General features: G+C 61.8%; 18 protein-coding genes. 1 reads left to right on the top strand and 17 read right to left on the bottom strand.

What is annotated here, in order from left to right; translation table 11 throughout:
* Nucleotides 1-4: 4 nt before the first annotated feature.
* From FFI16_RS11695 to FFI16_RS11705, 3 genes are all read right to left on the bottom strand, one after another.
* Nucleotides 5-388: a response regulator gene (locus FFI16_RS11695; protein ID WP_138817715.1), complete on the bottom strand. Its 384-nt coding sequence runs from the start codon at nucleotides 386-388 to the stop codon at nucleotides 5-7.
* On the bottom strand, nucleotides 388-1,716 hold the full coding sequence (locus FFI16_RS11700) for a HAMP domain-containing sensor histidine kinase (RefSeq protein WP_138817714.1): 1,329 nt from the start codon (nucleotides 1,714-1,716) through the stop codon (nucleotides 388-390). Before FFI16_RS11700 ends, FFI16_RS11695 begins: the two co-directional genes overlap by 1 nt.
* Before the next feature lie 313 nt (nucleotides 1,717-2,029).
* The gene (locus FFI16_RS11705) at nucleotides 2,030-4,228 is read right to left on the bottom strand and encodes a tetratricopeptide repeat protein (RefSeq protein ID WP_138817713.1); all 2,199 of its coding nucleotides are present in this window, start codon (nucleotides 4,226-4,228) and stop codon (nucleotides 2,030-2,032) included.
* A 172-nt stretch (nucleotides 4,229-4,400) separates the two neighbouring features.
* Here FFI16_RS11705 and FFI16_RS11710 point away from each other — a divergent pair, with 172 nt between their 5' ends.
* Entirely contained in the window at nucleotides 4,401-5,069 is a 669-nt protein-coding gene (locus tag FFI16_RS11710) for a DUF3313 domain-containing protein (protein WP_138817712.1), read from the top strand.
* Between the two features lie 169 nt (nucleotides 5,070-5,238).
* On the opposite strand, the gene FFI16_RS11715 is transcribed toward FFI16_RS11710, so the two are convergent.
* The 14 genes from FFI16_RS11715 to FFI16_RS11780 form a co-directional block, all read right to left on the bottom strand.
* Complete coding sequence (locus FFI16_RS11715; protein WP_138817711.1) at nucleotides 5,239-7,731, bottom strand: fused MFS/spermidine synthase; 2,493 nt, start codon at nucleotides 7,729-7,731, stop codon at nucleotides 5,239-5,241.
* Between the two features lie 78 nt (nucleotides 7,732-7,809).
* On the bottom strand, nucleotides 7,810-9,396 hold the full coding sequence (locus FFI16_RS11720) for an arylsulfatase (protein ID WP_138817710.1): 1,587 nt from the start codon (nucleotides 9,394-9,396) through the stop codon (nucleotides 7,810-7,812).
* Nucleotides 9,397-9,469: 73 nt separating this feature from the next.
* Nucleotides 9,470-10,471: an HAD family phosphatase gene (locus FFI16_RS11725; RefSeq protein WP_138817709.1), complete on the bottom strand. Its 1,002-nt coding sequence runs from the start codon at nucleotides 10,469-10,471 to the stop codon at nucleotides 9,470-9,472.
* Nucleotides 10,468-11,517: a BatD family protein gene (locus FFI16_RS11730; protein ID WP_138817708.1), complete on the bottom strand. Its 1,050-nt coding sequence runs from the start codon at nucleotides 11,515-11,517 to the stop codon at nucleotides 10,468-10,470. The genes FFI16_RS11725 and FFI16_RS11730 overlap by 4 nt, the downstream gene beginning before the upstream one ends.
* On the bottom strand, nucleotides 11,514-12,980 hold the full coding sequence (locus FFI16_RS11735; RefSeq protein ID WP_138817707.1) for a VWA domain-containing protein: 1,467 nt from the start codon (nucleotides 12,978-12,980) through the stop codon (nucleotides 11,514-11,516). The genes FFI16_RS11730 and FFI16_RS11735 overlap by 4 nt, the downstream gene beginning before the upstream one ends.
* Entirely contained in the window at nucleotides 12,967-13,953 is a 987-nt protein-coding gene (locus FFI16_RS11740) for a VWA domain-containing protein (protein ID WP_138817706.1), read from the bottom strand. The genes FFI16_RS11735 and FFI16_RS11740 overlap by 14 nt, the downstream gene beginning before the upstream one ends.
* Complete coding sequence (locus FFI16_RS11745; protein WP_138817705.1) at nucleotides 13,940-14,404, bottom strand: DUF4381 domain-containing protein; 465 nt, start codon at nucleotides 14,402-14,404, stop codon at nucleotides 13,940-13,942. The genes FFI16_RS11740 and FFI16_RS11745 overlap by 14 nt, the downstream gene beginning before the upstream one ends.
* Complete coding sequence (locus FFI16_RS11750; protein ID WP_138817704.1) at nucleotides 14,401-15,324, bottom strand: DUF58 domain-containing protein; 924 nt, start codon at nucleotides 15,322-15,324, stop codon at nucleotides 14,401-14,403. Before FFI16_RS11750 ends, FFI16_RS11745 begins: the two co-directional genes overlap by 4 nt.
* Complete coding sequence (locus FFI16_RS11755) at nucleotides 15,321-16,295, bottom strand: MoxR family ATPase (RefSeq protein WP_138817703.1); 975 nt, start codon at nucleotides 16,293-16,295, stop codon at nucleotides 15,321-15,323. The genes FFI16_RS11750 and FFI16_RS11755 overlap by 4 nt, the downstream gene beginning before the upstream one ends.
* A gap of 24 nt (nucleotides 16,296-16,319) precedes the next feature.
* Nucleotides 16,320-16,826, bottom strand: coding sequence for a hypothetical protein (locus tag FFI16_RS11760; protein WP_138817702.1), 507 nt, complete (start codon nucleotides 16,824-16,826; stop codon nucleotides 16,320-16,322).
* The gene (locus FFI16_RS11765) at nucleotides 16,823-17,572 is read right to left on the bottom strand and encodes a DUF2092 domain-containing protein (protein WP_138817701.1); all 750 of its coding nucleotides are present in this window, start codon (nucleotides 17,570-17,572) and stop codon (nucleotides 16,823-16,825) included. Before FFI16_RS11765 ends, FFI16_RS11760 begins: the two co-directional genes overlap by 4 nt.
* A gap of 33 nt (nucleotides 17,573-17,605) precedes the next feature.
* Nucleotides 17,606-18,511, bottom strand: coding sequence for a transporter (locus tag FFI16_RS11770; protein ID WP_138817700.1), 906 nt, complete (start codon nucleotides 18,509-18,511; stop codon nucleotides 17,606-17,608).
* Between the two features lie 80 nt (nucleotides 18,512-18,591).
* Nucleotides 18,592-19,992, bottom strand: a complete 1,401-nt coding sequence (locus tag FFI16_RS11775) for a DUF1254 domain-containing protein (RefSeq protein ID WP_138817699.1) — start codon at nucleotides 19,990-19,992, stop codon at nucleotides 18,592-18,594.
* 63 nt (nucleotides 19,993-20,055) lie between these two features.
* The gene (locus FFI16_RS11780; RefSeq protein WP_138817698.1) at nucleotides 20,056-20,847 is read right to left on the bottom strand and encodes a hypothetical protein; all 792 of its coding nucleotides are present in this window, start codon (nucleotides 20,845-20,847) and stop codon (nucleotides 20,056-20,058) included.
* Between the last annotated feature and the right edge of the window lie 49 nt (nucleotides 20,848-20,896).

Below are 20,896 nucleotides of genomic sequence, written 5' to 3' on the forward strand. Positions count from 1 at the left end.
GGACTCATGCAGAGGGTGTGGTATGTGGGGGCAGCAGGGCGTCGATCACGCGGTACAGCTCTTTGTAGCTCAGGGGCTTGCTCACATACGCGTCGCAACCGGCCAGGCGGGCTTTTTCGCGGTCTTCCTTCATGGCCATGGCGGTCAGGGCGATCACCGGGATGTGCGCGGTGTGCGGGTCTTGTTTAAGCATGCGCGTTGCCGCCAGGCCATCCATGCCGGGCAACTGGATATCCATCAGGATCAGCGCCGGTTGCTGCTCGCGGGCCAGGGTCAGGCCGGTTTCGGCGTCGGCGGCCCACAGCACGGTGTACCCGGCATTGACGAGCAACAGGCGTGCCAGGCGCATGTTTGCCTCGTTGTCCTCGACGATCAGGATGTCGGTCATCAGCTTGCCTGCCTGGCGTTGTGCAGCGGCAACCACACTACAAAACGTGCGCCCAGGTCGGGCTGGCTGGCCACCGCCACGCTGCCGCCGTGCAGCTCGGTCAACTGCTTGACCATGGCCAGGCCCAGGCCGGTGCCTTCGAATTTGCGCGCCAGGCTGCTGTCGATCTGGCTGAAGGCCTTGAACAATTTGCCCATGTTGTCCACGGCAATGCCGATACCGGTATCGCTCACGCTCAATTCAAGGAACTGTTGCTGCGCACTGGGCGGCAGGGCAAAGCTGTGCACCGGCCAGTCGCCGGCGATCAGCCCGACCTGATCGCGGCTGACCTCACGCACTGCCAGGGTTACGCAACTGCCATGCGCACTGAACTTCACCGCATTGGCCAGCAGGTTGTAGATGATCTGCTTGGTCTTGCGCAGGTCCAGCGACAGAGTGCCGAAATCACCCTGGCTGTCGAGTTTCAGCTGGATGCGTTGCAGCGCAGCTTTTTCGCGCACGATCAACAAACTGTTGGCCAGCAAGCCTGCGAGTTCAACCGGCTCCAGTTCCAGGTCCATCATCCCGGCTTCGACTTTGGACAGGTCGAGGATATCGTTGATCAGCGACAGCAAATGCTGGCCGCTGGTAAAAATATCGCCGATGTATTCGCGCTGGATATCGCTCATGTCGCCCACCAGGCCGTCCTTGAGCGCCTCGGAAAAGCCGATCACCGCGTTCAACGGCGTGCGCAATTCGTGGGACATGGTGGCGAGGAACTCGGACTTCATATGGTTGGCGTGTTCCAGCTCCAGGTTCTTTTCCTCGAGGGCGCGTTCAAAGCCTTTGCGCTCGACTTCCTCCTGCTTGCGCGCAGTGTTGTCGGTGCCGATCAACAGGTAGCCGATGATCGTGTCGTGGCGATTGCGCAAGGCCGTGACCGAGACCATGGCCGACAGGCGACTGCCGTCCTTGCGGATATAGGTCAGCTCGTAGATGTCTTCGATGCCCCGTGAAGCCTTGAACACCAGGGCTTCGAAGCCTGGGGTGATGGGGGTGTCGAGTTCCTCGCTGAGGGCGGCGGCGCGGGTGATCAACTCGGCGGGGTCGGAGATGTCGGCGGGGGTAATGCGGTTGACCACGTCAACGGCGGCATAGCCGAGCATACGTTCAGCGCCGACGTTGAAGATCTGGATCACGCCTTTTTCGTCAGTGGCAATGCTGGAGAAGTAGGCGCTGTTGAAAATGGCGTCTTGCAGCGCGCCGGTTTTCAGCAGGGTTTTCTGGCGTTTGAATTCGACGATCTTTTCAGCGCGCGATTGCGGCGGGTCGGGTAAGGCTGAGTCCATCGCATGGTTTCCGTGACATTCAGGCCCGACACCGGTGCAGCGGTGTCGCAGAGCATGCTCACAGAAGATCGCGTTGAAGCGATGAGGAGGAGATGAGGTCTTTGGACAATAGCAGAGATTATGGCGATTTGAAGGCTGAAAGCGTCCCCCCCGGAAACTTTCAGCCTTCAAACGGATAGATCAGCTCAGGGCTGGGCGTCGCGAGCGCAACCTGCAGGTGATGGGAGGAATTTTCAGCGGATCATTTACCCGCCTGCATCACCAGGGAAGGCGTATCTGTTTATTCACACTATTTGCTTTGGTTATAGGTCATTCATTTCAACGCCGGGTCGCCTGGATTCAAGCGTTTCCAAGCCTGCATGACAGTCTGTGCCTTGGGCTCCTGGCCGCTCTCCAGGTAGTACTGGATCAGCGACAAGCGTGCATTGCGGTGATAAGGCTGGCGCTGCAGCAGACCTTCCAGCTGCCGGCAGGCATCATCGACCTGGCCGCTATCGTGCAAGGCCACCGCCAATACATACGCAAACTGCCCGCTGGCTGGGTCCAGCCGAGCGGCGTTGCGCAGATACGGCATGGCGTTCGAGGCATCACCTGCGCGAATCAGCATCAACCCTTGGGTATGCTGCAACAGCGGCGCGTCGGGATGCACGGCCAACTGATCGGCAATCAGGCTGCGTGCTTCTGGCTGGCGGCCATTGGTCTCAAGCCACTGCACCAGGGTTACCAGTGCCGGCAGGAAGTCCGGATCACGCACCCGCGCCGCGCGCAACTGCGCTTCGACCTTGTCGCCACGGCCACTGGCCTGGTAGAGCATCGCCAGGTTGAGATTGGCTTCGGCGCGTTCCAACAGGCTCAGTTGCACCTGCTCGTATTCGGCAATGGCGCTGTTCCATGCCGGCCCTTGGCCGGCGACGCTGAGCAGGTCCCGTGCGGCGATAATGCGTACGGCACGCACCGGGTCTTTGAGCAGCGGGGCATAGAGTGCAACCCGCTCCGGCGCCGGTAGCAGGGCGCTCACCGCCCGCACCGCGCTTTCGCGCACTTGTGGGGCAGGGTGACTGAGGTCTTTGATGGCCAGCTTGAGCGCCTGTTCGCTCGGGTAGTTGGGCAATTCCACCAGCAGCGTGGCGCGCTGGATCGCCGGTAGATTACCCCGCGCCAGTTGGTCATACAGGGCCTGGGCCGCACCGGGCTGACCCGCGCGAATCAGCGCCATGCTCTCGCCGTAACTCGGTGCGCCGTCGAGGACGGCGCGCGCGCCTGGCGGGAGGCTGAAACTGTGATCATGGCGAAAGTCATTGCCCATATAGAACTTGCCCGGCATATGGCAATCGACGCAGAACGAACCCGGCTGGCCAACGGGCAGCCTCGTATGGTCGCTGGAATCGTAGTTTTTAGCCTGCAACCCGCGCCCATCCACCGTTGCCACCGGGGTTTTGCCCGCGGTGTTATGGCACTGCACACACACCGCATTGCCCGGTGCCTTAAGCTCAGCGCTGTGGGGATTGTGGCAGTTGCTGCAACGCACGCCTTTTTCGGCCATTTTGCTTTGCGCAAACGAGCCGTGTTCGAACACTTCATCCTTGATCTTGCCGTCCAGGGTATACAACTCGCGGGTCAACACGCTGGGCAGGTAGTCGTCCATCAGGCGCTTGCCCACGGTAAAACCATCACCCAGCGGCGCGCGGCGTGCGTGGCAGCGGGCACAGGTTTCGAGTTCGACGGTGGCGTTCTTGTCTTTCAGGTCGACGGCGAAACCCGCGTGCAACAGGTCGCCCTTTTTGGCCGCCCACTGCACATGGTTGGACGCCGGGCCATGGCAGGCCTGGCAACCCACGCCGAGGCTGTTCCATTGGCTGTCAAAACTATTCTTTATCGGGTCGAAGTTACGTTTGTAGCCGGTGGTGTGGCATTCCACGCACATGAAGTTGGCATTCTGGCTGGGTTTACTCCAATGCAGCGGGTTCTTGAAGGTGACGCCCTGGCCCGGATACAGGTGAAACCAACGACCTTTTTGCGTATCCCAGGCCACGCCCAGCGCCTGCAAACGCCCGTCGCCCACCTCGATCAGGTATTGCTGTAACGGCTTAATGCCAAAGGTATAGGCCACCTTGTAATCAGCGGCTTGGCCGTCGCTGCCGGGGGTATTGACCCAGAACTCGTCGCCGCGCCGATAGAAACGCGTGGTTTCACCCTCGGCGGTCACGGTGGCGTCATTGAAGTCGGCCGGCACCGTTTCTACGGTCGCCGTCTGCATCGCCAATTGATGATGGGAGCCTTGCCAGTCCTTGGCCTGAGACTGGTGGCAGCCCTGGCATTGTTGCTCATCGACCATCGTGGCCGGCGCGATGACCGCAGGTTTGGCCACGACTGTCGGCGCAGCGACTCGCAGTTGGGGTGTGCTTGATTGCAGGAATATCCAAATCGCGGCCATGGCCAGCAGCAATACGGCGATCAATACGGGGAACAGATAACGGCGAGGTGTGGCTTTATTTTTATCAGGCTTGGGCATGCGACTTCCGTTGTCATGATGCATGGACGCTCTACGGCGTGCTTAAGCTGTATGCAGCTTTGACGCAGGTTGCAACTCTGTCAAACAGGTGGCTTGAAATTGCAGCGATTTTCCCAGAGTTGGCTATACCTACAACTCAGTGTCTCGACGATGACTGCCAGGGAGTTCAATGATGAAATCAAGGCTAATGATCAGCACGCTGTGCGTTGCAATCGCAATGGTCGGCTGTGCCAGCAAGGTAACGCAACCGGACGAGTATTCAGGTTTTCTCTCGGACTACAGCCACCTCAAAGAAGCAAAGTCGCCTTCAGGCGCCGAGGTGATGCGCTGGGTTGACCCCGACCTGAACCTGAATAACTACACGTCGGTGTTCATCGAGCCGACGCAGTTCTACCCCAAGCCCCAAGCCACCGCGAAAATTCCGGACAGCACCCTCAACGGCATCAACACCTATTACAACCAGGCGCTCAAGCGTGAGCTGGCCAAGTCGCTGCCGCTGGCCAACGCGCCAGGGCCGGGTGTGATCGTGGTGCGCGCGGCCATTACCGCCGTCAGCAGCAAGACCGAAAGCCTCAAGCCCTACGAGTACATCCCGGTGGCATTGGTGGCGGCTGCAGTGAGCACCGGCACCGGCATTCGTGACCAGGAAACCACCCTGGGCACCGAGGCGCAGTTCCTCGACGGTGGCAGCGGCAAGGTGCTTGCCCAGGTAGTGCGCAAAGGCACCGGCAAGCCGCTGTCCAACGACTCACAGGTGATGAAGGCCGATGACGTGAAAAGCGTGATCGACGGCTGGGCGTCGGATTTGCATCAGTCCTATGTGAAGCTGAAAAAACACTGACGTTCGAATGTGGGAGCTGGCTTGTCGAATCGTCGCACCGCTGCGATGCAGACACCTTGATGTATCAGGCACACAGAGTTGATGCCATCGCAGGCAAGCCAGCTCCCACAGAAAAGCCGATCGGCGGAGCACGCTGAACCTGCTTTCGCTTTTGATCTACCGCAGGTTGTTATTGCCCGATAAACCAACGGTAGTAAGGGTTGGCGCTGTCTTGCTGGAGCACCTCGCGAATGTCCCGGCCCCATGCATCACGGTCGCCGTCATAGGCATGCAGGCTGGCGCGATAGAACTGCATCAAGCGCTGCTGTTCAGCCGCCAGGGTACGCGCGAAGGAGGCGTCGGCGTTGAACAACGGCGCAGGCACGCGCAGGTCGAGCAGGGCCGGCAACACCCGGGTGATCTCCTTGCTGCGCACCCACGGCGCGTATTCGATGCGCGGCTGATCGTCGGTGACCGGCAACGCATCCGCGGCGAAGCGCTCCAAGCCTTGGCGATCGGTGACCCAGGTGGCCAGCAACGTTGCAGCGGAATCAATGCCCACCTCGGCCAAGGCGCTCTGCACGCTGGGCTGCTCGAAGCGCCGACCGATACGTTCGGCGTCCAGCGCTATGGGCGCCTGGGAGCCGACCAGCAGCATCTCGTGAAACTCGCTGGTCCACAGCGAGGCATACGGGAACACATTCAGAAAGCTGCGCACCAGGGCGCGTGAATCGTCGATATTTTGCGTCGGCAACGGCAGCCATTGTGCCAACAAGCCGCTTGGCTCCAGGCGGGCGGCCGCCAATTGGTAGAAGTCCTGGGAATACAGGTTGACCACGCCGGCCGCGGACGGCGGTGGCGGCTCCAGGGTGATCAGGTCATAGCGTTGCGGGTTGCGCAGCAGTTCCTGGCGCCCATCACGCAGGCGCAGGTCAATACCCGGGTCGCCTGCCGCGTGGTAGTTGCCTTTGAACAGCGGTGCGGCTTGTACCACCGAAGGCAGCAATTCGGCCACCACGCGCTGTTCCAGGCCGGGATAGCGCAACAGCGCGCCGGCCGTGATACCAGTGCCAAAGCCGATCACCAAGGCTGATTTGGGCTCGGCGTTATGAATCAACAACGGTAATAGCGCCTGGATGCGCATGTAGCGCAGCGACGGCATGGCGTCGCCAGTGTTGGACACGCCCTGGATATACAAACGCTGAAACGCCCGTGTGCCTTGGCCTTGGGTCACCACCGCGACCGTGGCACCACGGCCTTCCTGATAAAACCCCAGGCTGGCATTGCGCGCGCCGGGCAACAACTTGGCGAAGCGATCCACCGGCGTCAGCAGCGCTACTGCCAGCGACACCAGCCCCAGTGCGACGACGGCCTGGCGCCGGCGTTGCTTAACCCCGTGGCCACGCCTTACCGCCAGGTAGCCGACCCCCGCAGCAATCACTGCCAGCAGGCCAAGGGTGCGCACCAGCCCCAACCAGGGAATCAGCACAAACCCGCAGAGCATCACCCCGAAAATCCCACCGAGGGTGTTGTACGCCACCACCGCGCCCACATCCCGGCCCACATGGCGGTTGCCGACACTCAAGCGCAATGCCACCGGGAACGCCGCACCCAGCAGCAGCGTGGGCACAAACACCATGCACAACGCCGCTACTGCAAAGCGCGCGCTCATGCCCGCCAATTCGCCGCCGCCCAGGCTCACAACCAGCGCCTCTGCCTGGGTTTGCAGCACAATAAGCCAGCGCCCCAGCAAGGCGACTTCCAGCAGCGCCACCAATCCTGCAGCGGCGATCAACAGGCCGAAAACACCCCAAGGGTCGCGCAGGCGTTCAACACGCTGGGCCATCCACTCGCTGCCGATAAACAACCCGCTCAGGTAGGTCGCCAGCACCACTGCAAACGCGTAGGTGCGCGTACTCATAAATTGCACGATCGATTGCGACCACACCACCTCGTAGCCCAGTGCGACGCCGCCTGCGATGGCGTACAGCACCAGTGCCAGTCGCGCCGGCTGCACGGTGCGAGTGGGCGGCACCTCGATCGCCGCCTGATGGCGCACGTACAACACTGCCCCCGCTGCGGCGAGCAGATTAAGCAGCGCCGCCACGCACGCACTGCCGCGCACGCCGAAGTGCGCGACCAGCACAAACGCGGTGAGCAAGGTCCCGGCAATCGCGCCGGCGGTATTGGCAGCATATAGGCGCCCACCGGCCTGGCTCAGGCCCTGGGTGTCGGTGTTCAACGCGCGCACAAGCACCGGCAAGGTTCCGCCCATCAGCAACGCCGGAAGGCCTACCAACAGAAACGGTAATACCCAGGCCAACAGCCCGACCCGTTGTTCCAGCCAGGCAAACGGTTGTGCCGCCATGCCCAACGCCAGGGTGGCGCCAACCCCGAACAGCGCCACCAGTAATTCCAAGCCTGCATAGAGCAATAACGGCCGCGAGAAACGGTCGGCCAAACGCCCGAACAGCAAACTACCCAACGCCAACCCGGCGAAAAACGCGCTGATGCCGGTGGTGATTGCGTAAACCTCCACGCCGACCACCAGCGACAACTGCTTGATCCACAGCACCTGGTAGACCAAGGCTGCGCCGCCGGAGATGAACAGGAGGAGGGCGGGGGTCAGGATCGAACGGTTTACGCTATTTTCGAGGGGTTTGCTGGCGATGCGTGAGGTCATTGCACAATTCCAGGATATTGCAGAAAACCCTGTGGGAGCTGGCAAGCCAGCTCCCACATTTGCCTTAGGCTGCTTCGGTTAACCCGCAGGTGCGGCCTTCATTTTCGCTTCGATCTTCTTGTCGACCGATTCGCGAATCTGGTCGATGCTGAAGCTCGCCGGTTTCTGGCTCGGCGGGTACTCGACAAAGGTTTCGAGGAACTTCGCCGATTTGGTCACTGCCACCGCGACCAGGTAAACATTCTTGGTCGCCCAGTCGTAGTACTGGTCAGAAACGACGTCCGCGCGTTCATACGGGTCCATCCGCAGATTAAGGATCTTCGGTACCCGCAGGCATACGAACGGTTCACTCCAGACCTTGAACCCGCCGGGCGCACGCTGTTCGCAGTACACCGCTTTCCAGTTGCCAAAGCGTGCCGACACCAGCACGCCGTCGTCGTTGAAGTAATAGAACTCGTCGCGTGCGCCTTTGGGTTGCTGGCCGGTCAGGTAGGGCAGTTGGTTGAAACCGTCCAGGTGCACCTTGAAGTTGGTGCCGCCGGCCACGGGCGTCCAGCCCTTGAGCAGCTTGTCTTTGACCTCGGTATCACCCGCAGCCGCCAACAAGGTCGGAAACCAGTCCATGCCGGAGAACATTTCGTTGGAGACCTCGGCCGGCTTGATCTTGCCCGGCCAGCGAATCATCGCCGGTACCCGGTAAGCGCCTTCCCAGTTGGAGTTCTTCTCGTTACGGAACGGCGTGGTCGCGGCGTCCGGCCAAGAGAATTGGTTAGGGCCGTTGTCGGTGGTGTAGACCACGATGGTGTTGTCGGCGATTTTCAAGTCGTCGAGGGTTTGCAGCAACTTGCCCACATCACCGTCGTGCTCGAGCATGCCGTCGGCGTACTCATTGCCGGGCATGCCACTTTGGCCTTTCATCGAGTCACGCACGTGGGTGAATACGTGCATGCGCGTGGTGTTCATCCACACGAAGAACGGTTTGTTGGCTTCGGCCTGTTTCTTGATAAAGGCTTGGGCGGCGGCGGTGGTTTCGTCGTCGATGGTTTCCATGCGCTTGGTGGTCAACGCGCCGGTGTCTTCGATTTTGCCGTCGGCAAAGCTATGGATCACGCCACGTGGCGAGTTGGCCTTGACGAACTCTGCGTCGTCCTTGGGCCAATAGGGACGTTCCGGTTCTTCTTCCGCGTTGAGGTGGTAGAGGTTGCCGAAGAACTCATCGAAACCGTGGTTGGTGGGCAGGTATTCATCGCGGTCGCCCAGGTGGTTCTTGCCAAATTGGCCGGTGCTGTAGCCCAGCGACTTGAGCGCCTGGGCAATGGTGATATCTCGTTTTTGCAGGCCTACCGTAGCGCCAGGCGCGCCGACTTTTGAGAGGCCGGTGCGCAACGGCGTCTGGCCAGTGATGAAGGATGAGCGCCCGGCTGTGCAGCTGTTCTCCGCATAGTAGTCGGTGAACATCATGCCTTCTTTGGCGATTCGGTCGATATTGGGCGTCTTGTAGCCCACCACGCCCATGGAATAGGCGCTGATGTTGGTTTGCCCGATATCATCACCGAAAATCACCAGGATATTCGGCTTGTCGGCGGCCCAGGCGGATGCCGAGGCGCCGATTACCGAAACCGCCACCAGGGCGAGTTTCGGTAGCCACTTGCGTATGCGAGTCATAAGACTTGCTCCTTTTAGGGCTTGAGTCGCATTGCCTGCGACCAACGTTTTTACAGTCCGTCGTGACGTTTTCTTATTGCACCTGCGGTTGCACAGCCGGATCGAACGGGTAGACGCGGCGCCATTCGCTCGTCATATCCACCACGGTCCAGTGCTGTGTTCTGGCCAGGTCCAGCGCCTTGTCCAGGCGCCCCACCTGAGAATTGCGGTCATAGGCCCACTCGCGCTTGGCGTCGGTGTGGTGCACCAGGCCCATCAAGCGTCTACCCGCGCCTGCGGCCGTCCACTGCAACATCTGCAGGTCGCCGTCGGAGTTGCCGAAGGCCAGGATCGGCCGCCGACCAATGATCGCGTCGATGCTTTCCGGCTTGCCCGGCCCATCGTCGTTATGCGCCAGTTTGGCCGTGCGCAGGATTTGCGGTGTGCCGTCCTTGAGCTGGTACTGGGTGACGAAACTGGAGCCGATCACCTGCTCCGGCGGCACGCCATACACCTGCTCGGCGAAGGCGCGCATAAACGCCGTATCGCCGCCGGACACGATGTAGGTCTTGAACTGCTGGCTGCGCAGGTAGTCGAGAATCTCCAGCATCGGCTGGTAGATCATCTGGTGGTAGGGCTTGCCGGTCTTGGGGTGCCGGGCCTGCTTGAGCCAGGCTCTGGCGTTGTCGATGAAGGCCTCGGTGCTGATGCCGGTGTGGGTGGCGCCGATGATTTTCAGCAGGCCGTCCATGCCGCTTTGCGCCAGGGCCTGGTGGTCGCCGTCGAGTACAGCCTTGAACGGTTGGGTGGTTTTCCAGTCGGGGTGCTGGGGTGCCAAGCGCTTGATTTCATCAAAGGCAAACAGCACCTCGAAGTAGGCCGGTTGCTCGGTCCAAAGCGTGCCGTCGTTATCGAACACGGCGATGCGTTCGGCGGGTTTGACGTAATCCTTGGAGCCTTCGACAGTGACGGCCTGCACAAACTCGATGATCTGTTTTTTGCTCGGGCCTTCATTCCATGACGGCAGCGGATCGGCGGCCCAGGCTGGCAAAGTCAGGAAGATAATCAGGGGCAGGGCAGAACGCAGAGACGTCATGGGAAATCCTTTTCGTGACGAGGGTTCAGTGCAACCAAGCGTAGTTGACGGCAAGCCCAGCGCAATGCCGGCCACGTTTTTCGCCACAAAGACACGAGTCGCGGCCATAGTGCATGCAGCAGATAACCGGCGAGTATCAACACGCCAATCGCTGCGATCCACACCAGCAAGTGCTGCGAGAATGGCCAGCGGCTGTGCTGCCCGAGGGCTTTGAGGTCTTCGGCAATCGAGTAGGTTGGCGTGTAGTCGCTGGCTGCCTGAGCCTCAAACGTAAGGGCCGGCAATTGCGCGACTTGCAGCCGATGGTTGCGGCTGTCCCACCACTTCAGGCTGATCGCGGGCAGGGTGTAACGGCCGCCGTGTTCAACGCGATACACCAGCCGATCAATGCGCTGGCCGCCCGTGAGCGTGCCCCGCCCGTTGTCGAGGCTGCTGATATTTGGTGCTTGCGGGTACAGGCGCAGGCCGTCGAGGGTGGCGGCGGCCGGCGGTGGCAGCGACAACGCCGGCGTGTCGTCGGCTTGCAAGGTGAGGGTACGGGTCAGGGTGTCACCAACTTTAAGGTCGTCGGCCACAAGGGTCTGGCTCAAGCGTAAGCCGCTGGCGACCAGCACGGGTTCTCCCGGCGCAAACCCTGGTGGCCGGGTGGCCTGGAACGTCAATGGCGCGCTCTGCGCATTCAACGGCGCACTGGCCTGGCCCGGCTGGGCGCTGACCGTCAGTGCTGGCACCGTGTACGCCTGGGCCACATTCGGAGTGACGCGGTAGTAATAGCGCATGCCATAGAACGGCTTGCCGTCGATAACTTGCGTGGTGTGCTCGGACTCACCGCCCGGCGCCTGCACCCGCGCGCCGTCCAATTTCAGCACCGGCAAGGTCGCAGCAGCGGTGAACCAGGTATCGGTCAGCACCTCGACCTGCACCTGCAGTTGCTCGCCCACCACCACCGAGCTGCCCGGTATCAACTGCGCCTGTACTTTAAGCTGCGGCTCGGCTGCCCATAACGGCCCGGCAAACCACAGCAGTAATGCGCAATAGGGCTTCATGGCTGCACCTGCTGGTCTTGCAGGCTGAACTTGCGCCGCAGGAAGTTGGCTGGCGAGGTGGTCAGGTTCTGCAGCCACAGCGCATCGTTATTGGCTTGTTCGGTCTGGATCGTTTTGCTTTGGCCCTTGCCGGGCGCCTTGTCGAACTTGACCTCATCGGGCTTGACCTCAGGCGTGTTGTTGGCCGCGCTTTCGGTATCTTTTTTCAACGCAAGGGCCAGGGCCAGGTTGGTGGTGGCTGCGGGAAACACCGGCTGCAGCTGCAAGGCGCGCTGATAGTTGGCGATGGCGTCATCGAACTTGAACCGGCGAACATGGATATTGCCCAGGTAGAACGCGGCTTGCGGTGTATCGAGCTGCATGAAGGTGGCCTGCGCCAGTTCATAGTCGGCGGCGTTGTAGGCGGCTATGCCTTTCCAGTAAGGGTCGACGAACAGCGCGGCGGCCTCGGGATAGTGATGCCGTTCAAACGCCCAGCGGCCTTGCTGGTCGGGCGTCATGAACGGGTTGGCCTCGGCCTGCTTGGGCGCCAGTAACAGGCCCAGCAACAGCATTGCGGTCCAGTTCAGTCTCCAACCGCGCCGCACACTCAGCAGCGCCAGCACCAGTAGCGGCCAGCACAACCAGTAGCCCATGTCTTTCCACTGCAACAGCCGCTGTTGTTCATCGGCGTTCTGAAAGTGCTGCTGGGCATGCAGCTCAATCCAGTCCAAGTCATCGTCATTGAGGGTCAGGCTGCCCAGCGGTGCGTTGGTGGCTGCGGCCAATTGCTTGAGCGCAGGGCTGTTGCCGAGCGCCAATACGAGCACTTGCAGCGGGCTGTCTGCCAGGTGTTGCTTGAGGCTGGGCAACTGCGCCACATCGGCGCCGTCAGTCACCAGCAGCAACGTGCCGGGCGTGCCGTCGAGCAGACGCTTGGCCTGCTCGATAATCCCGGCCACGTCCTTGCCCGGCGTGCTGATCAAGTCGGTGCCCAGGGCTTGGATGAAGGTATCGAGCAAGGCCGGATCATCGGTGGGCGGCAGTACCAAGTGGGCGCTGCCGGCATACACCAGCAACCCGGTACGTGCGCCTTGGCGCCGCTGTACCAGGTCGTGCAGCGTGTGTTTGGCGGCGCTCAGGCGGGTTGGCGGCACGTCCGCGGTGTCCATCGAGGGCGACAGGTCGACGGCGATGATCAGCGCTGCGCGGTTTTCCAGAAAGTCCGGGCGATCCTGTTCCCAGGTTGGCCCGGCTGCCGCCACCGCGCCCAGCATCAGCAGCGCGCTCAGCAGGTGCACCGGGCGTAGGCGGTGCGGGTCGGTGGGGGTGATCAGCAGATGCGGCAGCAGGTGCGCAGCGATATTGCCACGCAGTTGGCGCTGCACCTCACGGCTGCGGCGCCAGGCCATCGGCAGTACGGCGCCCAGCAGTATCAGCAGCAGCCAGGCGGGGCGCAGAAAGTGCAGGTCACTGAAGTCCATCGGCGACCCTCCGATGCGGCCAGCACCCGGCAACCAGGTGATACAACGCCAGCAGCACCAGCGCGGCGCTCAATGGCCACCAGAACAGGTCGCGCTTGGGCTGATGGCTCAGGGTTTTGACGTGGTGGGGGGTGATTTTATCCAGCGTCGCATAGACCTGGCTCAGGCTGTTGCGGTCTTCGGCACGGAAGTAGCGGCCGCCGGTGGCTGTGGCAATGGCCTGCAAGGCGCTGAGGTTGACCTGGTTTTCACCGCTGGCCTGCGGGTCGCCGATGCCGATGGTATGGATGATCACGCCCTTGGCTGCGGCCATGTCGGCGGCATGCTCCGGGGTAATGGCGCTGCTGGTGTCATTGCCGTCGGTGAGCAGAATCAGGACTTTCTCCGGTTCCTGGGCCTGATCGAGCAACTTGAGGCCCAGGCCGATGGCATCACCCAGCGCGGTATCAGGCCCGGCCATGCCGATGCCGCTGTCGTCCAAAAGCAGCGAGAGGCTCGCGTGATCGAGGGTCAGCGGCGCTTGCGGGTAGGCGGCGCTGCCGAACAGGATCAGGCCGATACGGTCGTCTTTGCGCTGTTCGATAAAACCCTGCACCACCTGTTTCACCGCAGCGAGGCGGTCGATCTTGTGCCCGTTGGCGTCGGTAAAGTCCTGGGTCTGCATGGATTGGGAGATATCGATGGCCAGCATCAAGTCGCGCACCGGTTGCTGGCGTTCAATGGGTTTTTCCACCCACACCGGTCGCGCGATGGCCAGCACCAGTAACGCCCAGACCGCCAGGTTAAGCAGCAACTGACCACGGTTGTGGCGCGAGCCCTGGCTGGATGGCGACTCACCGGCAGCCCGGCTCAACCCACTGAAAAACGGTACCCGCACCGCGCTGCGCGCTTCGCTGTAAGGCGGCAAATAACGGTACGCCAGCCATGGCAACGGCAGCAGGAGCAGCCACCAGGGGTAGTCAAGCTGCCACATGATGGTTCTCCACCCAGGCGGTGCACTGCGCCAATAACCGGGCTTGCTCAGCCTCGGCAAGCGGTGCGCCATAGGCCAGTGCGGCCAGTTGCTGGCTCAGGTCGTCGGGTATCGCCGTACCGGCGTGGCGTTGCAGGAAAGCTTGCCAATCGGCGCCGCTCAGGGTTGGGATACATTGTTGTTCCGCTATAGGCAAAGGCATCGACAGGGCGACGCGTTTGAGCAGTTCCGGCAACTCGCGAAGGTCCTCAAGCTTGCGGAGTTGGGCCAAGGCCTCGCGCCGATAAGCATCACGCCGCCAGCGCAACCAGCGACGGGCACCAAGCACCAGCACAGCGAGGATCACCACGCCGAGCACCACGGCCCAGCCCCAGGTCTGCGGCCAGTAACTCACCGGCGCCGGCAAACCCAGCTCCTGGAGCTGCTCGATACTTGGCACGTGGGCGTTCAACGGCGGCGCCCCAGTTCATTGCGTAATTGCTCGGCGGCGGGCAGGGCGGTGCTGATCATCAACAGCGGCACCTGGCTGCGGCGCAACAGGCTGGCAACGTCCTTGAGCCGCCCCCCGAGGAAATCCCCAAGTGGCTGGCGCACCTGGCGTTTGCTCACCGCCAGCTCCACCTGCAACTGGCCTTGGGTAACGAGCAATTGCCCACGGGTGGGCACGTTGAGTGCCAATGGGTCATACACCTGCAAGGCGACTACATCGTTGTGGGCCGACAGCTGGCGCAGTAACTGCAAGGTGCGTGGGCTGGCACCGGCGAAGTCGCTGACCAGGCAGATCAGGTGATCATGGCCGGCCAGCGCCAGACAGTGCTGCAAGACCTTGTCCAACTGGCTGTGGCCCTCAACGTCCGGGCGAGTGGCATTCAATTCGCCATTTTGCGCGGCGATGCGGCTGCACAACGCTTCCACACGTTTGCGACTGCGCAACGGCGCGATACTGTCGATGCGCTGATCGTTAAACACCAGCCCGCCAACCCGGTCACCGGCGTTGAACACCATCCACGCCGCCAGCGCGCCCAGCTCAGCGGCGACGGCTGACTTGAAGCTGCGCACCGAGCCGAAAAACATCGACATGCGCTGGTCCACCACGATCAATGCCGGGCGGTCGCGCTCTTCAGTAAATGTGCGCACTACCGGTTTGCCGGTGCGCAGCGAGGCGCGCCAATCCAGATGACGCAGGTCGTCGCCAGGTTGGTAGCGGCGTAGCTCATCAAAGTTCAAGCCGCGCCCGCGTAACCGTGAGGCATGGTTGCCGGCCAGCAGGCTGCCTCGGGGTTGGCGCGCCACAAAGCTCAGGTCCCGCGCCTGAAATTGCAAGGCCATCAGTTGCGCCAGGCTGACGTAGACATAGCCGTCGGCGTTCATGCCGGAATCGCCACTTTACTGAGCAAACGGTCGAGCACCTGATCGGCTGTCACGCCGTCGGCCACGGCGTCGTAGCTCAGTTGCAGGCGGTGGCGCAGCACCGGGTGGGCCACCGCTTGTACATTCGCCGGGGTCACAAATGCCTGGCCTTGCAACCAGGCATCGGCCCGCGCGCAACGGTCCAGGCCGATACCGCCACGCGGGCTGGCGCCCAGGCTAATCCAGCGAGCCAGGTCTGGGTCATAGTCGCCGGGGTGGCGGGTGGCGTTGATCAGGTCGATGAGGTAGCGATCGATGGCCGGTGAGACCTCAATGGCGCTGACTTGCTCGCGGGCGGCAAAGATCACTGCTTGTGCCAGGGTAAAGCCTTGGCTGGTTTGCCTGGACGCGGCGCGTTCCTCCTCGCGCAACAAGCGCAACACCTGGCTTTCATTGTCCTGGCTCGGGTAGTCGAGCAGCACTTTCATCACAAAGCGGTCCATCTGCGCTTCCGGCAGCGGGTAGGTGCCTTCCTGTTCGATGGGATTTTGTGTGGCCACCACGATAAACAAGGGCGGCAGCGCATGGCTGGCCCCGGCCACGGTGATCTGGCGTTCTTCCATGGCTTCCAGCAGCGCCGCCTGGACTTTGGCCGGGGCGCGGTTGATCTCGTCGGCCAGGATCAAGTTGCCGAACAATGGCCCTGGCTGGAAGCGGATCTGGTTCTGGCCATCGACCTGGTGCAGCACTTCGGCGCCGGTGATATCCGAGGGTAAAAGATCGGGAGTGAACTGGATGCGGCTCATGTTGGCATCCAGGTGCCGGGCCAACGCCTTGACCGTGCGCGTCTTGGCCAGGCCCGGCAGGCTCTCGAGCAACAGGTGGCCATTGGCTAACAGGCCAATCAGGATCTGACGGATCACCTGATCCTGGCCCAGTACACTTTCGGCCATGCTGGCTTGCAAGGCTTTCACATCATTGAGCGGTGTCATCACAATCGTCCTTGAAGCAGTGGGTCACCAGGGCGCGGCGACCACGATGTATTGCACCGAACTGCCGACGTAACGCGGCTGGTACCAGGTGGGGCCGCAATGCTGGTAGGCCACGCCGTTGGCGACCACCGAGACACACTCCGGCGGCACGCTGCTGACCTGGGTGCCGATGGCCAACACGGTCGCGGTGGTGGCGCCGATCACGGCGGCGGTGGCCCAAGGGTGATACCAATCATCCGGATGCGGCGGTGGTGGAGGTGGAGGCGGCATCGGGTAGGGATGCGGTCCAGGGGGCGGCCCAGGATGGGGCTGCGGCCCGGGGCCCGGATAAGGATTTGGCTCAGGGTGCGGCGGCATGGGCCGTGGCGCCGGCAGCGGGTGCGGCGCTGGCGGGTGATAGCCACCGCCGCCATGGGGCACCACAAAGGTCCGCGCACCGCCGCCGCCACGCAGTTGCCAGGCCTGGGCAGCCAGAGGTAGGAGCAGTGTCAACAGCAGGCTGGCCGTGAATACCTGTGCGCGGGCCTTCATGGCTGCTCTCCCTGTGGCTCCAACTGTTGCAAGGGCACGGAGCGCGCGCCGGCCGGCGGCGTGAACTCGAAGTCTTGCGCCACTGGCGCAGGGTTGAGTTGCCATTGGTAATCGACGCTGTGCCGGGGCTGTTCGGCGCTGTCGCGGCGGCTGATCACCAGGCGACAGGGCAGGGGCTGCGGGCCTTGGCGCACCCACAGTTGCCAGTCGATATCCGGCTGGCGCAGGGCGTAATGGTCACAGGCTTTGCCGTCGAGGTTGTCTTGCCCGATCCACAGGGCACTGCTCAGGCCCACGGTTTTAGCGGTGCCTGGGTTCCAGCGAAACAGGTCTGCCAGCGGCAGTTCGATGCCGTAGCGCTCGCTCAATTGATCAAGCAGGCCGCTGATATCGGCTGGCGCATCCTGGCTGGCGAAGTAACCGCTGCGGTTGTCGAACAGCGTGAAGCGCTTGCCGTCGTAGAACAGGCTGCGGCGTTTGCCGTCACTTTCCACCGACACCTTGAGCTTGTCCGGCCGCTTGGCGAGCAGGCGGGTGTGGTGCCGAAACTCGATGACCTGGCCGTTATCCAGCACTTGGTCGGTGTGACTGTCGGCCTCGATGCGAAACTGCTGCAAGCTGCGCAGGTAGCCGCCCATTTGCTCCAGGGCGACGAGGGCCTTGGGCTCCAGCGTGTCGGCCATGGCGAGATTGCCCAGCAGTAGCAGACTGACCAGCCAATAGCGCGTGCGATGAATACAAGACATGGCGCACTCCGTTCAATCCTTGAAAACCACCACCTACCAGACGTATTGCAAACGCAACGTCCACGTCGTCACGTCCGGCGAACCGCGCCGCTCGGACACGGTGTCGGAATAGGCCAGCAAGCCACCGAACTGCGGCGACAACATAAAGCCCAGGCTCGCCCCGAGCAGGCCGTTTTCCTGTTTGTTGTCTTGCCAGTCGCCATCGATCTTGCTTTCACCGCCACGGCTGTAGGTTGCGTCCAGCGATGCCCACAGTGCGCGGTTGATGGTGTAGCTGTAGTGGCCCTCGATGGCGTACAGCGGCTTTTGTTCGAGTTTGCTGTCGCCGTGGTACTCGTCGTTATCGCCGAACAGCGAGACCCAGGTGTTGATTTCCAGCCAGGTTGGGCCGATCGGCGTACCGAAGCCCAGCTCGGGCTTGAACACCCAGCGGTTGGAGCCGATGTTGATGATGCGGTCCTTGTCGTAGTCACCGGTGGGTGCGGTGATCCACAGTGCGCCGGTCAAGAAGGTCTCGGGTTTCCAGTTGGCGAATTCGGCAGCCGTGAGCGCCGGGCCACCGAAGATATTGTGCGCAAACACCACCTGCGCATCGCCGGTGCCGCCGTTGTGCTTGGTGCCGTTGAAAAACTGCGCATTGTCGAAGGACGCCGACACATCGGCATAGGGCTGGATAAACTGGATGGCGCTATTGCGTCCATCAATGCTGAATGAGCGCGCAAAACGCAGCAGGTAAAGGTCGGCATTCAGTGACAGGCCGGTAATCGGCAACGTGGTGTCGACGGGGGTGTTGGTGTCGATCCGGTTGTAGTAACCGAACAGCATGTTCAGGTCGGTCGGCGTGTTTTGCCAGTCCCTGGCGTTGTCGGCAAACCCCAGCCCTGGCAACAAAGCCAGCGTGGTAGCACAAAACCCTTGCAGTCGTGCACGTGAAATCATGGCGTTACTCCCTGTATCGGCCTGATGTCTTTGGGGGCGTGCCCGTGTTTGCGCACGGGCACGCTGCTCTTATCCGAGCATTACTTGAGCGGTGTCAGTGGCGGCAGCTTCCATTGACCATTACCCACCTCAGGCTTGGGCAGGTAAATCCGCAGTACGGCGTAAAACGGACCGGGCGGGGCCGGCAACCAGTTGCTCTGTTCGGCTTTTGGCGGTTCGTGGTGCTGCAAGGCCAAGGTCAGGCCGCCGTCGGCGTCCCGCTTGAGGTTGGGCAGCATCGCAGAGTTGATCAGGTAGCGCTTCTTGAGGTTGGGCGCCAACAGTTTGGTCTTGGCGTCGTACATGGTCAGTGACCAGAACGCCTCGGCCGGTGGCAGTTGGTCCTTGGCAAAGTGCACGGTGTAGCTGTGGCGTGCGCCGTTGGCCGGTTTGCCTTCGCTGTCGACGAAGTAGCTCATGTAGATGGCTTCGTCGGTGGAGTTGCCGAAAATGCCCAGGTTGGCGCCGGCGTAGCGGTACAGGTAGTTGTTTTTCAGGCGGTCACGGCTGCCGAACAGGTCGCTGCTGGTGACTTGGTGAGTGTCGACCTTGTCTTTTTTGAACGCAGCGAACTCGGCCCGGCCATCGGCGATCCCGTCTTCCAGGGCTTTGCGCTGCTCAGCGGTCAGGTCCTTGACCTTGAAGGGCGCGCCCGGGGCGATGCCGATCTTGGCAAAGCGCGCCATCAGGTCTTTTTCGCTGTCCTGGGGCGCGGCAAAGGCCAGCATGAAGTTCAGGTAACGAAACAGCTGCGGGCCTTCGGTCATGGTCGCCATGGGTTTGGGCCATTCGATCTTCGCCACCTTGGCCGGCGCAGGCTGCTTCACGTAGGCGCTCAGCGGCTGCACTTTGTAGCCATTCTGGATCTGCTTGACCTTGTTCAGGTCCTTTTCATCGAACAACTGCGTGCGGTACAGGGCGTAGGCGATGTTGCTTTCGCTGTAGATCACGCGGTCGATGTCGACCGGTTGCTGGCCTTTCCAGTCCGGTCCCGCAATCATGTAGTGGCCGCCATTGTTGCCGGTGCTGCGGGTGCCCAGGTAGGCGATGTTCTGGGTATAGAGGTCGATCAACTGCACCGAGTAGTAACGGTTGTCTTCGACCTTGGGCAGGGTCAGCACCAACGGCTCTTTGCGCAGGTCCATCCACACAAAGGAGTAGGGCGTATCCGCGTTTGGAGTGACGAAGGCGGTGTCCCTGGGCGTGAACACTTGGGCGGTATTGCCGATATGGTTGAACGGTGCCTTGTAGTTGGCGCCGCCTTTGTCGACGGCCTGGGTGTAGAGCGTCTTGTACATTTCCACCACCGGGTAGCCATACAGGTAGGCTTCCTTGGCAATGGCCCGGGCTTCAGTCGGGGTCGCCGTGAAGTCGGCCCAGGCGCCGGTGCTCATGAGTATCGAGAGGCTCGCCAACAGCAGGCGCGTCGGTTTTCCAATCATGTTGTTGCGTCCTTCCTGAGTGCTTTATAGAGGGCGTGGGATCAAAGCCCAGAGTTTCCAGTTTTATTTACCGAACGTCACGTTAATCCCTGCAAACAACGTGAACTGAGGTAAACCATCGCCCTTGCGCGCTACTGTCCATTGCGGTTCGACAAAGGCATTGACGATATTGCTGCCGGCTTTCCAAGCCTTGCCGGCGCCCAGGCCGATGGGAATGTAGTGGGTGTCATTCTTCAAATCGAACGTCCAGGTGCCGGTGGAGCGCAAGTACCAGCCTTTGGGCAGGTTATGAATGATAAACGGCTGCAAGGTTGCGCTCTCTACGTGCGCGCGGTCGCGGTCACCCGCAAACGAACTCTGGTACTGCACCAGCGCGCCCAGCAGACCGCGAGGCGAGGCGTCGATGGCGATGGCCGCAAGCCCGGCCTGCCATTTACCGGTGCCCAGTTCATCGTGCTCGGCAGTCGGCGCGGTGATCTGTGGGCCGATGCCCAACTGCACGCCTTCGGTTTTAAGCAGGAAGATATCGAACAGATTCAGGTCACCGATGCCAGTGTTGTAGCCACGGTGTGGGTCGGGCCGGGTGCTGAGAGGCACGGTGGCGCGCAGCAACTGCGGCACGCCGATAAAATCCGAGGGGGCAATTGGCAGCGTGCCGCGCAGCAGCAGGTCGTTGGTATGGGCATGGGTGTCGTACAGGCGCGGGGTGTAATAGTCCTGCAGGTTGGCGCCCGGTGCGAGGTTGAGCGGGTTGTTGCTCTTGTTGGCCGTATCGGCGTTATCGGCCTGGGCAAAATCCCCAGGCACTAACAACACGGCCAACACTGTCGTCACTGCGTACGATGACTTGAACATACAACTTCCCCAATTCCCTGGAAACGACTCGCGAGAGTACCCATCAAGC

This window comes from Pseudomonas sp. KBS0710, assembly GCF_005938045.2.
In the GTDB taxonomy this organism is placed as follows: domain Bacteria; phylum Pseudomonadota; class Gammaproteobacteria; order Pseudomonadales; family Pseudomonadaceae; genus Aquipseudomonas.